A 12,785-nucleotide genomic window follows, 5' to 3' on the forward strand; every position below is an offset into this window, starting at 1 on the left:
TTTTGGTTGCTTGAAGCTTCATATAGACCTAAGCTAGTTTGAGTGAATTTTTTGAAATCCTAAACTTGCTAGATTCAAGTTATGAAAAAGGCAATATTTTCCGTGTTAGTCATCTAAAAACTAATAAACATGGGACAAGCAAACTTCAATTACTACGCGTTGGGAGTAGCCTACCTAATAGTGGTCGGATTTCCTGTCGACGCTTGCGCGGAGTCTCTTGATGACTTGAGCGCCGTGGTAATTGTTGAACAGACCAGGTCATTAGCTAACGCTTCAAAGCTTGAAGCGACAATCGAGACAGCACCCCTTGTCATCGCGCACAACAAAAAAGGCGATTCACCCTCTAATTTCATCTTAAAGAATTATGGATTTGGAAAAACTGATTCTCAAGAAGCTTATAAAAACATAGAGGGAAAGATTTTTGCCGCAAATAACATAACAAGTGATAAATCATTTCCCGTAGGAAATCTGCTGATTCCTGATTTGCCGGTGCTTACGAACGCCGAAGCGGCGATTCCAAGCCCAGCCATTCCGATTTCCCGTAATACCAGCTTGTCAGATCAAAGGGACGCGACGCTAGCAAACCCAGATGGACTTGAGACGGCACGGGGACCCGTGTATTTACACAAAATCTTCGGAAACAGAAGTCCGAACACCCCCATTGACTACAAGCGGTTGGACATTTATAGCATTGCTGATGCAGCAGCTGTGATCAAAACCGCATCTCAATCCGGATTAAAAACGTCCGCCGGGATGGAGAATGGAATACAACTTGCTGACTCAGTCTCTAGTTGCGACTCAGATATTCGTCCTTTGCTGAACGACAATGATCGGATAGAAGTTAAAAATGCCATATCAAATATAAAGCCCGGCAAAGAGCGGTATTTAATAATCTTAGATACAGGCTGGCCGACTTTTGACGAGGAAACTCATTCGCAACTGGCCTTCCGAAAAATTTTCGATCGTGCAAGGAAGGCATTAAACATCAAACCATCTGATATCGATGCGTTCGTTCCAAATATTTCGCAATCGTCGTATGTCCCGCCGACGCATGATCACGCTTGCATGGTCTACAAAGCACTACAAGAATTAAGAAAGTTAGATCTAAAAGATAATTTAGAGGTTCTGTATCTCCCGCTTAGGCCGGGTCAAGCGCGGACGACAGAATTGTTTAAAGAAATTCTCCTTTTAGATAAAATACTTGAATCTTTGGGTGGTGACCGTTTTGCACGCACATCGAGTCCAGCCGAGATTCGATCTGCAAAAGCGTTTACCGATGAATCGCTTCAAAATATTGTTGCCTTAAAGCAACCTTGGGCTCCGAACGACGATGTCGTTCGGGTGTACGAACCGCTTATAAGCGGTTTAATTAAAATTCTCGACACCTACTCCCAGGTTGATCAGGACGTCGTGCCAGGAATGAAAAAAATCGATGCGAAATTTTGGCTAAGTCTGTCGTGGAATTTCACCAGATTTACAACTCCGCCCGATCTTCCATTATCCGGGCACTATATCGTTTTTGCGGCAGCGGGAAACGATAACGCGGATTTTGTATCGGTACAACGTTTGTTTGCGAGCGAAGCGATAAGCAACTCCCGTGTAGTTGCGGTAATGAACAGCGATGAACAATCGGGTGGATCAACCTGCAACAGCGCGACGTTCAACGGTCTCTGGTCGTCGGAATATTCGGACAAGGGGATTATTTCATTTCCAGGTAGGCTCGACGAAAAAGTCGGAACGAAATGTCCCGGCCCTGGTGGAGGAACAAGTTTTTCTACCCCTCGTATCGCATGGCTCTCGGCGATTGCGGAACTATCTAACGAGGCGAATAACTCCACATGGACCGCCGCGATCACACATCGACTCGCTAGCAGCCGCATGAAAATAAACAATGACCCTAATACTGCTCCTATCAGTATCAAAAAGCTCATGATGGCCCACTAGGAGGGAAAAATGTTAGAAAAGCACGACATAAAACTTGTTATTTTGCTGGCGCTATCACCGTGCATAATGGCCGCTTCCTGCAACAACCGAGCTCCGACTCTCGATAATTCTTGGGAGCGCGTCCTATCGTCTTGTGGCGTAAGTGATTTACAAAAATCGAAACCGCTTTACTTCGGTGCTGCGAATAAAAACGGTGTTGGCTCCATATGGTCAAAAGATGTAACCACCGGTGACTATTATCCCACTTCGCAATTCTCTGATATTACATCTCAAGCCGGAATAGTGTTCAACAATGTCGTCCTGTCGTGCTCCGGCGAAGCAAAAAGTGGAATCGATTTTTCGGTCGGAGTTTCCGCGAAACCGGTGATATATCCAGTTTCAGGGGAGATCAGTAACGCTCTCAGTACTGCAAAATCAGCAAAAGTTAGTGTAGAAAGCATTGTCGAAGAAGACGCGTACTGGGACAAATTCAATAGTGCTTTTAGCGCTTTGCCCGCCGATGGCTCGATTAAGAAAGGGGTCGAACTCAACAATCGAGTTGTCGTAGGCCGGGCTTGGAAAATCAAGGGATTTCACGCTGTTCTTACATATCAAGGAAGCGATGCACTAACAGCAAAGGCCGCCTTAGATGCAAAGGTTGCGTCTGCGTCGCTCAACGTAGCAACAAAGCTGACTGGAGATAATACGCTAGAGGTATCGAGTAGCGATGAACTTTATGTCGCGGGCGTTTTCCGTAAGCTGTCACCGTCGGGAGTGTCCGCTGGTTTAAGTGGCGTTAGTGATTGGGAAGAACTCCCGACAGATGCAATAGCTGGACCACCTCGGTGACGATTATTGACTGAACGCCTTCGACCGTCTTGAAGTTAAACATATATGCTCCTTTGGTAAAGGATAGTCTTAGCACACCGAATGGAGAATCGTTTGCAACCGAGGGACGAGCGTAGCTGCATCGCGATGGTCTGTATTGACCGGCGAGGTCTGCAACTGTTCCTGGAGTGTGCGCGCCGACTTACGTTCAACGCGTGCTCGGCGGATTAGTCCGCGTTCGCCTCGGCTAGCCGCTTCGCGTAGTTGAACGGCAGCAGATCGCTGATGTCGGCGTCCGGTGCGCGCTGAGGCAATTCGGTCAACGCGTGGAGTAACCAGGCATGCGGTTCGACCCCGCAGGCGCGGCACGTGAGCATCAGGCTATAAACCGTTGCGCTCGCCTTCGCGCCGGCGACCGTATCTCTGAACAGCCACGATTTTCTCGCGGTGACCATTGCCCGTTCATTGTGCCCATATCAGGCAGGAAGTTGAAGTCCATTATCGTTGGCACCCGCTGTATTGGCACCGTCAAGGTTAGAGATGTTGAGCAGCGCCGCGGAAGCCCGGTAGTCCACATCGATGCCGGAGGCGGTGCGGTCAAGATGATTGCCGGGTGGATGCTGGATGCTACCGCGTGTTCATCCATGGAGCTTGGTGACCCTAGAGTCACCGTGACGGCGCTACGCAATCTGCACCAGCTGCTTGTTGATCGGCGTTTGCGAGGAAACTCACCGGACGATTCCATCATCGTCCGGGAGAAGTGCAATGGGCAAGCTACCAAACGTGGTTCCAGCAGGTCTGCAGTCGTTGCAGTCGATACCGCGCCAGATGAACATGACGTTCGACGCCGTCGAGCTTCAGGGGATGAGCGCGGCACAGCGCGCAAAGGCAATCATCCATCTGGCGAGCCTGCTGATGCAGGCCGCCGGCGTCGCCACGCCAAAGGAGCATAACGATGACGAACGTTGATCGTTTACCTGAGCTCCTTCTCAAACGCAAAGCAGTGGTCTATGTCCGGCAGTCGAGCCAGACTCAGGTCCAGACGAACCTCGAAAGCCAGCGTCGTCAATACGATCTCGTGAATGAAGCAAAGCAGCGGGGATTTCGCGACATCGAGGTTATCGACGATGATATGGGCCGTTCTGCCAGCGGCGCAGTTGCCCGGCCAGGTTTCGAGCGTCTCGTGGCTTTACTGTGTGCTGGCGAAGTCGGAGCGGTCCTTTGTATGGGCGCCTCACGTCTTGCACGTAACGGGCGCGACTGGCACCATCTGCTTGAACTCTGCGGGCTTGTCGAGGCCAGGGTAATCGACCTGGACGGTGTGTACGATCCTTGTCGGGCAAACGACCGGCTGCTACTCGGAATGAAAGGCAGCATCAGTGAATTCGAGCTCAACGTGCTTCGTACGCGCATGCTCGATGCCAAACGCGCGAAGGCTTACCGCGGCGATTTGCGTATCAGCGTGCCGTTCGGCTACATCTGGCATCGGGAAGTTGGACTGGGTCTTGATCCGAATTTGAGATTGCAGGAAGTCATACGCCTGATCTTTGCACGCTTCCGCGAACTGGCCAGCGCACGGAGGTTCTACTGTCGCTGCGAGCTGAACAGGTCCACTTCCCGCGCCCCTCTGATGGCAGGACGTTGACCCACTTGGACTGGATACCGGTGCGCTATCGAAACGTGATCTCGGTGCTCAAGAATCCGTTCTACGCCGGAGCTTACGTATATGGCAAGAGTGGCAAGCAGATGGCGATCGTGGATGGCCGCGCGCGCAAGAGCTACAAGCACCCGAAGCCGTTTGATGAATGGGATGTCCTGCTCAGGGAACATCACGAAGGCTACATCGACTGGGCTGAATTCGAGCGCAACCAGAAGCAGCTCGCGGCCAATGCCTACGGCAAGGCAGGTGACGTAAAGTCGGGCCGTGGCGGCCGGGCATTGCTCGCCGGCCTGTTTGCCTGCGCGCGCTGTGGGCGCCGCCTGTTCGTGGCCTATACTGGGCGCATACCGCAACCTGTCTACCGATGTGCCCGCTTTGACATGCCACCGCAATGCATGAGTTTCGGGGGCTCTCGCATCGACGCAGCTATCGGGAAGGAGCTGTTGCCTGTCGTGGAACCAATGGCAATCGAGGCAGCCCGGCAGGCCGAGCAAATGCACATGGACACCCTGACCGAGCAGCGACGGATCGTGAAACTCGAACTGCAGCAAGCGCAGTATGAAGCCACGCTGGCCGAGCGGCGCTACGCTGCCTGCGACCCCGATAACCGTCTGAAACAAGGGGGATCGCGCATTCTCCCTGTCGGGTTGCCGTGAATTCATTTCACGGCCCGATTCACGTCTGCCAAGGGGCTTCCTCGTCCCCGACCAGTTCAGACTGCAGATCGGCCAACGAGATGCGTTCAATCAAATTCGCCTGGGATGTGCAACCTTATTCAAAAGCGGGTTTTGCCCTTAACAATCTCGATTCTGACCGAAAAATTTTTTTAAATTTTTTGTCCCTATCCGCGACCACGCAGTGCGATGGGACCCGTTTCAATTTCGAAAGCGGGTATGCCGGGGGTCGAGAATCGATGCGAACGCCGGTGGCTTCAAAGGCCCATTCGTTCGTGTGCTGCGATGGGGCAGGGCGACAGATCGACGCTGCTACCGCGAGAATAAACGGCGGCGGCCCGGTTTCGCCCGGTTTAGCCCGCTTTCGGTCCGGTTTTGCCCGCTCCAGCTATAGGAAGCGGGCAAAAGCGGGCCAACCCGTTGTGTTTTATTCGAGCACCTGCCTGTTTCGTTCGGGCCCGCATTCCCCATCGCGTACATCGCGAGTTGGCCATTCCGGCAGTCGGCCCGAGCAGATAGCTGGCCTGGTCTCTGTCGTATAGCTCCGTTGCTCTTGTGGAGCAAATCGCTATGTCAGTTTGCGACACCGACGCAGCTCATCCAGGATGTACTGGCCACGGCCTGATATTGCTGCCGGAGGGCGAGCCCGTTACAAGTTGGAGCCGAAGGAACTTGCAAATGTCCCGGCCTACAAGTTGGCGGCGATTGCAGGCCTGACTGCCAAGCACCCGGCGTTTCAACTCGAGCTCGTTTAATGTCCTGGTTGATAGGAGGCCGTGTCCGAGATAGAACGAGCGCAGGGAAACCGATTAGCTTGGCAGCTACTGGCGAAAACCGACTCAACAAAAGTTCGCTATCTCTTATCTCTTTGCTGCTTCCATGCCGAAAGGACTCTAGATACGGACGCGCTCGCGCCATAGTTCGGAAAGTATTTGCCTTTAGGCAGTGCGCACTGAGGTGCTGTCGTATCGATTGAGCCCGTATGGACACCAAGCAGCGTCTGCGCCTTTTCATCTCGCGCGAGAATGGGGCCGCCGCTGGCGCCAGCTCGGGTCTGACAAGAGTGAAGAAGGCATCCGGATTTTTCGGTCGGGGTAACACAATTAGTGGTGTCATCAAAGCGCACTAAGGTGGAACCGTCGCATTCCGCAGACTTGTTGGAATTGACGCACGCTTGGATCATCTCCAACGATAAAAAAGCGGTCACAGTAGTGATTAAACGCCAAGGGCTGGCAGTCTCGATATCGGCGACTGGTAGCTTTCGTGGCACGGAAAGCGTAACGATAGCTATGTCGTTTCCAAACGCCCTGGGGTCAAAGGTCAAATCATGAACTAATTCGTGGAATGTAGAAATCTTATAATCGTAGGGCGCACCTAGAGAATCGGAAAAACTAATCTTAGCCCACGGCACGACGTATAGCGGTACAGGTTTCTTGTTTTTAGCTTTTTCCCAAAGGCGCATTGCGTTGGGATCGATGACACAATGCTTGGCTGTTACGACGTGCTGCTCATCTAGAGCATATCCGAGGCAGAAAGCTCCCATCGGTCCTCTTTCCGGCCATGGCGTCCAAAATACTGCAATGCGGTGTTTTATCACTGCAGGTGCTGGAAGAAAGCAACCAAATACGTATTTTGCGTAAGCAGTCGCTAATACTGCGTCGCGCTCAGCCCCCTTCAACTTCGACGACTGTTGGGCTAACGCAAGCGTTCGATAGCCAGTCTTACAGTCGAGAAAGGCTCGTCCGGCAATATATTCATTCGACAAACGGACGTAGGCTTCCGGGGGCGAAGGTAACTCCTTTTTTTCAGTTTTAATCTGTGCGTTTGCTCTGGATTGCCATTTCCCGACTGGGTCTTGGGCATCTTTTGCTTCATCGGCAGCCTCCTTTGAAAGTCTCGTTACCAACGGCGCGACTTGCTCAAGAAGCCTACCGCGCTCGTTAGTGGTGGCGGGAGTTTCGCGGATAAGGTTCCCTTTCGCGTCAAAATTCCAGTCCACTATCGGTTCGCTTCCGATTTCAAATGCGTTTAAGTCTTTGCGTGCATCGCAGTTTGCCTGACGGAGACATTTCAGTGGTAAAGACGGCAAAAGTTTTCCATTGACGACGGAGGCTGCGTCCGCCGCGTCATTCAAGCTCGAATCCGAGCCGACCTGGTCGCCGCAGGCAGCATCCACTGAAAATCCTGTCAGGACTGCAGCCCAAACGACGATGCAAGCCACCCGCATTTCGATCATTCCGGTTTAGGCGCTGTTTGACAGTTCTTGGGGTTGGAAAGGCACGTGTTTGGGTTGTTTGGGTCGCTTGGTTGTTGATTTTGACCCGGAGCCGACGTCTTAATGATATCGCTGAGTAACGCATCACTTTCGGTATCGCCATTTTCGAAAGCCTCAATACCGTTTTTTTTGGAACTCGCACGCGGCGCTGTCTGACAGTTGCTGGGGTTCGTAACGCACGTGCTCGGGCCGCTTGGCTCGGTTGGTTGCTGATTTTGGCCCTCCCATGTCTTAATTACGTCTTTCAATGACGCATCAGTTTTGGCATTTCCATTTTCGAAATTAAGACCTTCTTTAGTTATGGTGGGCGGATGTTGCGACTTCGGGGCACTCCAGTGAGCACCGCCGCTTGAAACCTGGGCCACTGCGCCTAAATGGAGGGCGGTTCCAATCCAAAACACAACGATATTCTTTGCAACCGGTGACATCATCTCTCTCCAAATTCTTCATTGTTTCGGGTATGTCTGTCTCATCATTTTTACGTCTCCATCAGATAAAATTGTGTTTTGAAACGGCAAGTAGCACGATGAATTAGCGCCTTTCTTCCAATAGTCTGCACGTAACTGATAATGCATTATCGATTTTGGGTCATATTCACTTGCCTTAATATTTTTGTTGAATACCAATTGTTTGAAATTCACATCCATTTCTTTTGGTGACCAATGCATCGTCTTCGCGACGTAGTCCCAGTTAAGCTCGTCTTCGCAGTTCACGGATGGATGCTGATGTTCGTGCAAAGCACCTAATGCATGCATGAACTCATGCCTGATCACCCCTTTTGAGCCCTCGTCAAGCGGAAGCCGAAGATCGATGTTTGATAAACCGAGGGTCGGAAGATTGGTCGGTATCTGTAACGCCTCCGTTCCGACATACGACCAATATCCTTTGGTACGAAAGGTAATTCGGATTTCCGCTGGATCGTCTCTTGTGCAGTTTGGTATTGAATCGCTTACGCTTAAATTTGTTTCGCTGATTACGCCCTGCGCAACCTCGAGCACAGCGTTGCGCACTTGCCCACTTCCATTAAAAGCGCACAAATTTAAATGCTGTTTTTGCGGCCAGAGTGCCAGAGCGTTTAAAACGGACTCGAACGACTCAAAGCGCTTCGGTAACTTTTTTTCTTTGACTAACTTCTTTCTCTGCTCATCGGTTAGATTGGGGTCCGTCAATGCGGGCAGGTCCGCATCCCTCAGTTTTTGGTTGTCTTTTAATTGTTCCTGTATTTTTTTTGGAAGTGAGTTGACTGCCATAAGCCCCTGCAAGTCGTGCGCTTCAACTTGAAACGAGCCGCCTGCAATCAGGGCCGATACCAGAAAAGCTTGCCGATAGGTCGCCATCATTGCCTCTTAGTCTTGATCTTGTTTTTTTACTTTAGAATTACAAAATACAACTTTTATCCTAACAGTCAAGCAATCATTTTCTATAAGTTGCTAATACTTTTACAACGACTCGAACATTCGGATTCGGCGTCCAGTGCGGAAGTCATGAGGAGCGGGTCGTTTGACGAAAGGCCGACCGTTTAGTATGAAGATGGAAGGCGTCTGCCAACTGGAGCGAAGAAGACAGACCGGGCGAGGAGGAAAACGGTAGGGTATTACAGCCGGGTAATTTGGACGGGCATACGAAAAAAGCCGCTCGCTTGCAAGCTTTCGCTCTGATCTGCTGCGCGGCTTGCTTATTGTGCCTTCAAGTATTGATACAAGGTCTCGCGACTGATTCCAAATTCGCGCGCTATGACCGTTTTTGTCTCGCCGGCCTCCACGCGTGCTTTCAGGCTCTTTACCTGCGCAGCGGTGAGTTTGGCCTTGCCACCCTTGTATACGCCGTTCGCCTTCGCTATTGCGATGCCTTCGCGCTGGCGTTCGCGGATCATTGAGCGCTCAAACTGTGCAACCCCGGCAAGCATAGTCATCATCAAATCGGACATCGGATCGGCCGCGCTCCCGGTGAACGTCAGGCGTTCTTTCACGAACTCGACCGACACATGCTTGGTGTTCAACTCGCGAACGAGCCGCAACAGGTCTTCAGTGTTGCGCGCAAGGCGGTCCATCGAGTGAACGACGAGCGTATCGCCGTCGCGCACGTACCTGATCGCCTCTTGCAGCGCGGGCCGGTTCGTGTCTTTGCCGCTCGCCTTGTCTTCGAACGTGCGGTCAATCGCGATGCCGTCGAGTTGGCGGACCGTGTTTTGGTCAACCGACGAAACCCGCCTGTAACCGACGCGCTGATGTTTGCTCATTGTCGTCCTTGCCGTTAAGTGTCAAGGTGAAATCTAGATCCCCATTCGGCATACGTCAAGTAAGTTCTTTTAGACCCTGTTCTGACATGTTTTCGGCTGGTTCCTGACAGTCAGATTGGGCTATACGCAAATTGGACATTCGAGGATGTTGGGTGTGTTTCGTCACGCAGTGCACGTGATCCGCTACGCTGGATGTGGACCATTAGTTTTTATCCACTCCCGTCGAATAGCTGTCGTGCTCTCTGGTGGAGCAAATCGATAACCGCGTCGATCCTTCGCTCGGATAAAGGCATTACCGTGTCCGCAATCCAGGCAAGGATGTCGCCCACCCGGTGCTGGAAGTCCTTCAGCACCAAATGCTCTTCGCGATCCTCTTGTCCGATACAGGCGGGGTCCAAACCGGTGAGGGCGGCTTCAAGTTCGTCATGCTCATCCTTCCAATAACGCACGATCTTCAATCGGTCTTTCGCGCCTGAAATAGGCAGTTCGCCTGCTCTCAGTGGCACCAGTTTGCGCATCAAGTGCTCTCGATCGCCAAGGCTTTGTTGGAAGAGGAAAAGCATTTCCTTCATGCAGTAAATTGAGCGCAGGTACTTCTCGCTCAGGACCACCACGACGAGATCCGCTCGTCCGATCTCCTTCATGAACGAGGAATCCAGGCGCCTCTCCGTAGTTCGTTTTTGTCACGCTTCAGTTTCATATCAGCCGGAAAGCACCGCTCGAGTTCATCCACCAGCGCGGCACTTTCCCCGCTCCACGCGTAGGAAACGTAGACAGGATGCGGTTCTCCCGGAAGCCGAGGCGGTTGCGCAGGATGATGGCTTTGAATGCTTGCTCTTTGGTAATCGATGCCTGCTCTTCGGGCTGCGGATCTCGCCCGGATTGTCCAAGCTCCCAAGTGATCGCTGGCGCCAGTCCGATATTAATTCGCTGGATCGATGCCATGAGGTGCTGGACGAGTGAAGTCGCGCCGGGACCAGCCGCTTCTACCGTTATATTCCCGCCGGTATTGCCGCCACTAACGTCGGGGAGCCTGGAAAAGATACGCACGGTCGAGCGGTGATGGGCATCATAGAAGCACACGCCATAGGCCCAGTAGACGGCATGAACACCGGCTTGCCGGCCTAGGCCGCACAGCATGCCCCTCACCACCCCTTCGTGAAAAAGGGGTAGTCCAGACGCACCGTTGCATCAGGGGCGGCGCCGCGCCAGATTTGCTGAATGTCACTTTCTACCGCTGCATGCGTCGGCAACAGGGCTGGCGCGACGAATACATCATCCGTCACCTTGAAACAGATCTGGCACTGCTCCATCAAGGAGAGAAAGAGTTCTTGCTCTTTCTCTCCATAGTTATGCCACACGAGTAGCGCCAGCAAATGCGGGCTGAAGCGGCCGGCTTGACTGCGGATAACTGATAGCGATGTATTGCGTTCAAGCACGGCGTACACGCCGTCCAACGCCCAAGCGAGGTCGAGCACCAGCCGGTCGCCAAACAACCCCTGATGCCAGAACACCTGGCCGCTTCGGTGCAGATACTCCAGTACAACGTCTGGAACGGAAGCACCGTGTTGCGCATGGCATAGCACGTCGAACTCGTCCCGCGACAAGGTCTTTTCGCCGATGCGAGCGCGCAGTTCCTTACCCACTGCGACCCAACTGGACGGCAGGCGCACCTTGCCATACCGTCCCAACAAATAGCGGGCGGCCCTCTTCAGTTCCAGTTCCAGCCCTTCCATGCCGTCATCCTGCATCGCACTGGACGAAGTGATGCGCATCCGTTCAAACCCATGCTCGGTGGGCAAGGGCGGTGGTCGTACATCCAACTCTTGATCACACTGCGTCTGCACCACAATTACGGGAGCCTGCAGTCCGGCAAGGGAGCGCACGTATTCCAGCCAGTAGACCAAGGGCCGATTGCGCATGGGCACACCATTCAGCTCAGCTTCCTCAGTATTTTCGTACTGAGGCGCCCAGGCGATCACGTAGATCGCCCGCTCGTCCAGAAATAGTGCGTGAGTTCCTAGATAAATGTCCTGCCCACCGAAATCCCACACGTTGGCCGTTACTGCGGGGTAGTCGTTACTGGCATTAGCCAACTGAACTTGGCTCAGACTTATGCCATGCGTGGACGGTATTGAGGAGTCGAAGAGGTCATCGCGAAAGCGACGGCAGATCTGCGTCTTGCCGACTCGCCCGTTGCCGAGCACAAACAATTTGACAGTGCTATTTGGAGCTTCACCAGCCAGAAGGTCTACCTGCCACGCTCGGATTCGCGGCAAGGCGTCGTCGGAATGGTCATCCCGAGATCCGAGATCCATTGGCGCACCAGTCAGGTGATTTGCAAAAAGTTGTTGCAAACGATCCCATGACGCCAGAGGCTGGGCGGCTGGCGAGCAGTCTAGAAAGCTGCAGTCATTCAACTTGAGGGTTTTGAGACTTTGCAAGCTACAAAGCGGCGACAGATCCTGCACCTGCGCGCACCCGCTCAGGCCAAGGTACTGCAGCCTCGACAGGCCGGCGAGCGGCGACAGGTTCTGCAGTTGCTCGCACCATCTCAGGTCAAGGTGCTGCAAGCCCGTCAGGCCGGCGAGCGGCGACAGGTCCTGCAGCTGTTCGCACCCGCTCAGCTTAAGATTCTGCAAGCCTGTCAGGGCGGCCAATTCCCGTGGCAGACGCTCCAAGTCGAGGCCAGCTAGAGATACCTCTGTCGCTCCGGTCGCAAGCGCCTGCTGGATGCGCTGCAACGCTTCGTGGTAGTCGTCGTGCTCGGTTTCCATAAAAAACCCCACGCCGGTACGGTCGGGCAATTTTGAACCCATCCGGTTCATTTGTGGCGATGCCGTATGCCACTACACCGCTGAGCCGATTTCGTGCGACGAATACAAGCTCCGCATTGCCGGCGTCGGAATTGCAGGGAAGCAATGGAAGCAATCTTTTAATTAGATCGGGTTTGCTCTCCTCCGCCATTCTTCTTATCTGCGTGACGTTTGCGCCGCGGGTTTGGCTCTTGATGAACCACCGACACGTCCTGTCACACTGTCGCGAGTAGCGCGATTCGGCCCCTCTGCCGGTTGCACATTCCGATGGCAAACGAACCCGGCTTGCTAATCATCTGTCAGGGTAGACGGCAATACCTATGAATGCGAACCCCACCTGAGCGACCAGTTGACATTTTCGCCCGTGATC

Annotated in this window: 12 protein-coding genes and 1 pseudogene; 5 read left to right on the forward strand and 8 right to left on the reverse strand. The window is 53.0% G+C overall.

What is annotated here, in order from left to right; translation table 11 throughout:
• Nucleotides 1-129: 129 nt before the first annotated feature.
• Together AWB67_RS39505 and AWB67_RS39510 are read left to right on the forward strand one after the other, a co-directional pair.
• Nucleotides 130-1,944: a S8/S53 family peptidase gene (locus tag AWB67_RS39505; RefSeq protein ID WP_125477579.1), complete on the forward strand. Its 1,815-nt coding sequence runs from the start codon at nt 130-132 to the stop codon at nt 1,942-1,944.
• Between the two features lie 9 nt (nt 1,945-1,953).
• Complete coding sequence (locus AWB67_RS39510) at nt 1,954-2,772, forward strand: hypothetical protein (RefSeq protein WP_125477580.1); 819 nt, start codon at nt 1,954-1,956, stop codon at nt 2,770-2,772.
• Between the two features lie 206 nt (nt 2,773-2,978).
• On the opposite strand, the pseudogene AWB67_RS11255 reads toward AWB67_RS39510, so the two are convergent.
• Nucleotides 2,979-3,212, reverse strand: a pseudogene (locus AWB67_RS11255) (transposase domain-containing protein); the annotation flags it as partial.
• Nucleotides 3,213-3,516: 304 nt separating this feature from the next.
• On the opposite strand from AWB67_RS11255, the gene AWB67_RS11260 reads away from it, so the two are divergent.
• Genes AWB67_RS11260 through AWB67_RS41800 form a run of 3 tightly spaced genes read left to right on the forward strand, consistent with a single transcriptional unit; the run spans nt 3,517 to nt 5,067 of the window.
• Nucleotides 3,517-3,720, forward strand: a complete 204-nt coding sequence (locus tag AWB67_RS11260) for a hypothetical protein (protein ID WP_087656326.1) — start codon at nt 3,517-3,519, stop codon at nt 3,718-3,720.
• The gene (locus AWB67_RS41410) at nt 3,707-4,396 is read left to right on the forward strand and encodes a recombinase family protein (RefSeq protein WP_235025104.1); all 690 of its coding nucleotides are present in this window, start codon (nt 3,707-3,709) and stop codon (nt 4,394-4,396) included. Before AWB67_RS11260 ends, AWB67_RS41410 begins: the two co-directional genes overlap by 14 nt.
• A 5-nt stretch (nt 4,397-4,401) precedes the next feature.
• Nucleotides 4,402-5,067, forward strand: coding sequence for a recombinase family protein (locus tag AWB67_RS41800; protein ID WP_235025105.1), 666 nt, complete (start codon nt 4,402-4,404; stop codon nt 5,065-5,067).
• An 871-nt stretch (nt 5,068-5,938) separates the two neighbouring features.
• On the opposite strand, the gene AWB67_RS11270 is transcribed toward AWB67_RS41800, so the two are convergent.
• From AWB67_RS11270 to AWB67_RS11295, 7 genes are all read right to left on the reverse strand, one after another.
• On the reverse strand, nt 5,939-7,321 hold the full coding sequence (locus AWB67_RS11270; protein WP_087656327.1) for a trypsin-like serine protease: 1,383 nt from the start codon (nt 7,319-7,321) through the stop codon (nt 5,939-5,941).
• Entirely contained in the window at nt 7,318-7,791 is a 474-nt protein-coding gene (locus AWB67_RS39515; RefSeq protein ID WP_125477581.1) for a hypothetical protein, read from the reverse strand. Before AWB67_RS39515 ends, AWB67_RS11270 begins: the two co-directional genes overlap by 4 nt.
• A 15-nt stretch (nt 7,792-7,806) precedes the next feature.
• Entirely contained in the window at nt 7,807-8,700 is an 894-nt protein-coding gene (locus AWB67_RS11275; RefSeq protein WP_087656328.1) for a M12 family metallopeptidase, read from the reverse strand.
• 335 nt (nt 8,701-9,035) lie between these two features.
• On the reverse strand, nt 9,036-9,599 hold the full coding sequence (locus AWB67_RS11280; RefSeq protein WP_087656329.1) for a recombinase family protein: 564 nt from the start codon (nt 9,597-9,599) through the stop codon (nt 9,036-9,038).
• 209 nt (nt 9,600-9,808) lie between these two features.
• On the reverse strand, nt 9,809-10,243 hold the full coding sequence (locus tag AWB67_RS11285) for a toll/interleukin-1 receptor domain-containing protein (protein ID WP_087656330.1): 435 nt from the start codon (nt 10,241-10,243) through the stop codon (nt 9,809-9,811).
• Nucleotides 10,244-10,295: 52 nt separating this feature from the next.
• The gene (locus AWB67_RS11290; protein ID WP_087656331.1) at nt 10,296-10,748 is read right to left on the reverse strand and encodes a hypothetical protein; all 453 of its coding nucleotides are present in this window, start codon (nt 10,746-10,748) and stop codon (nt 10,296-10,298) included.
• The gene (locus AWB67_RS11295) at nt 10,745-12,427 is read right to left on the reverse strand and encodes a COR domain-containing protein (RefSeq protein ID WP_087656332.1); all 1,683 of its coding nucleotides are present in this window, start codon (nt 12,425-12,427) and stop codon (nt 10,745-10,747) included. The genes AWB67_RS11290 and AWB67_RS11295 overlap by 4 nt, the downstream gene beginning before the upstream one ends.
• Between the last annotated feature and the right edge of the window lie 358 nt (nt 12,428-12,785).

The sequence above is a fragment of the Caballeronia terrestris genome (genome assembly GCF_001544515.1).
Classification (GTDB): domain Bacteria; phylum Pseudomonadota; class Gammaproteobacteria; order Burkholderiales; family Burkholderiaceae; genus Caballeronia; species Caballeronia terrestris.

Excerpts from the sequence above, each read along its gene's own strand:
- AWB67_RS39505 (WP_125477579.1), top strand. The coding sequence starts at position 130 with ATGGGACAAGCAAACTTCAATTACTACGCGTTGGGAGTAGCCTACCTA.
- AWB67_RS39510 (WP_125477580.1), top strand. The coding sequence starts at position 1,954 with ATGTTAGAAAAGCACGACATAAAACTTGTTATTTTGCTGGCGCTATCA.
- AWB67_RS11260 (WP_087656326.1), top strand. The coding sequence starts at position 3,517 with ATGGGCAAGCTACCAAACGTGGTTCCAGCAGGTCTGCAGTCGTTGCAG.
- AWB67_RS41410 (WP_235025104.1), top strand. The coding sequence starts at position 3,707 with ATGACGAACGTTGATCGTTTACCTGAGCTCCTTCTCAAACGCAAAGCA.
- AWB67_RS11270 (WP_087656327.1), bottom strand. The coding sequence starts at position 7,321 with ATGATCGAAATGCGGGTGGCTTGCATCGTCGTTTGGGCTGCAGTCCTG.
- AWB67_RS39515 (WP_125477581.1), bottom strand. The coding sequence starts at position 7,791 with ATGATGTCACCGGTTGCAAAGAATATCGTTGTGTTTTGGATTGGAACC.
- AWB67_RS11275 (WP_087656328.1), bottom strand. The coding sequence starts at position 8,700 with ATGATGGCGACCTATCGGCAAGCTTTTCTGGTATCGGCCCTGATTGCA.
- AWB67_RS11280 (WP_087656329.1), bottom strand. The coding sequence starts at position 9,599 with ATGAGCAAACATCAGCGCGTCGGTTACAGGCGGGTTTCGTCGGTTGAC.
- AWB67_RS11285 (WP_087656330.1), bottom strand. The coding sequence starts at position 10,243 with ATGAAGGAGATCGGACGAGCGGATCTCGTCGTGGTGGTCCTGAGCGAG.
- AWB67_RS11295 (WP_087656332.1), bottom strand. The coding sequence starts at position 12,427 with ATGAACCGGATGGGTTCAAAATTGCCCGACCGTACCGGCGTGGGGTTT.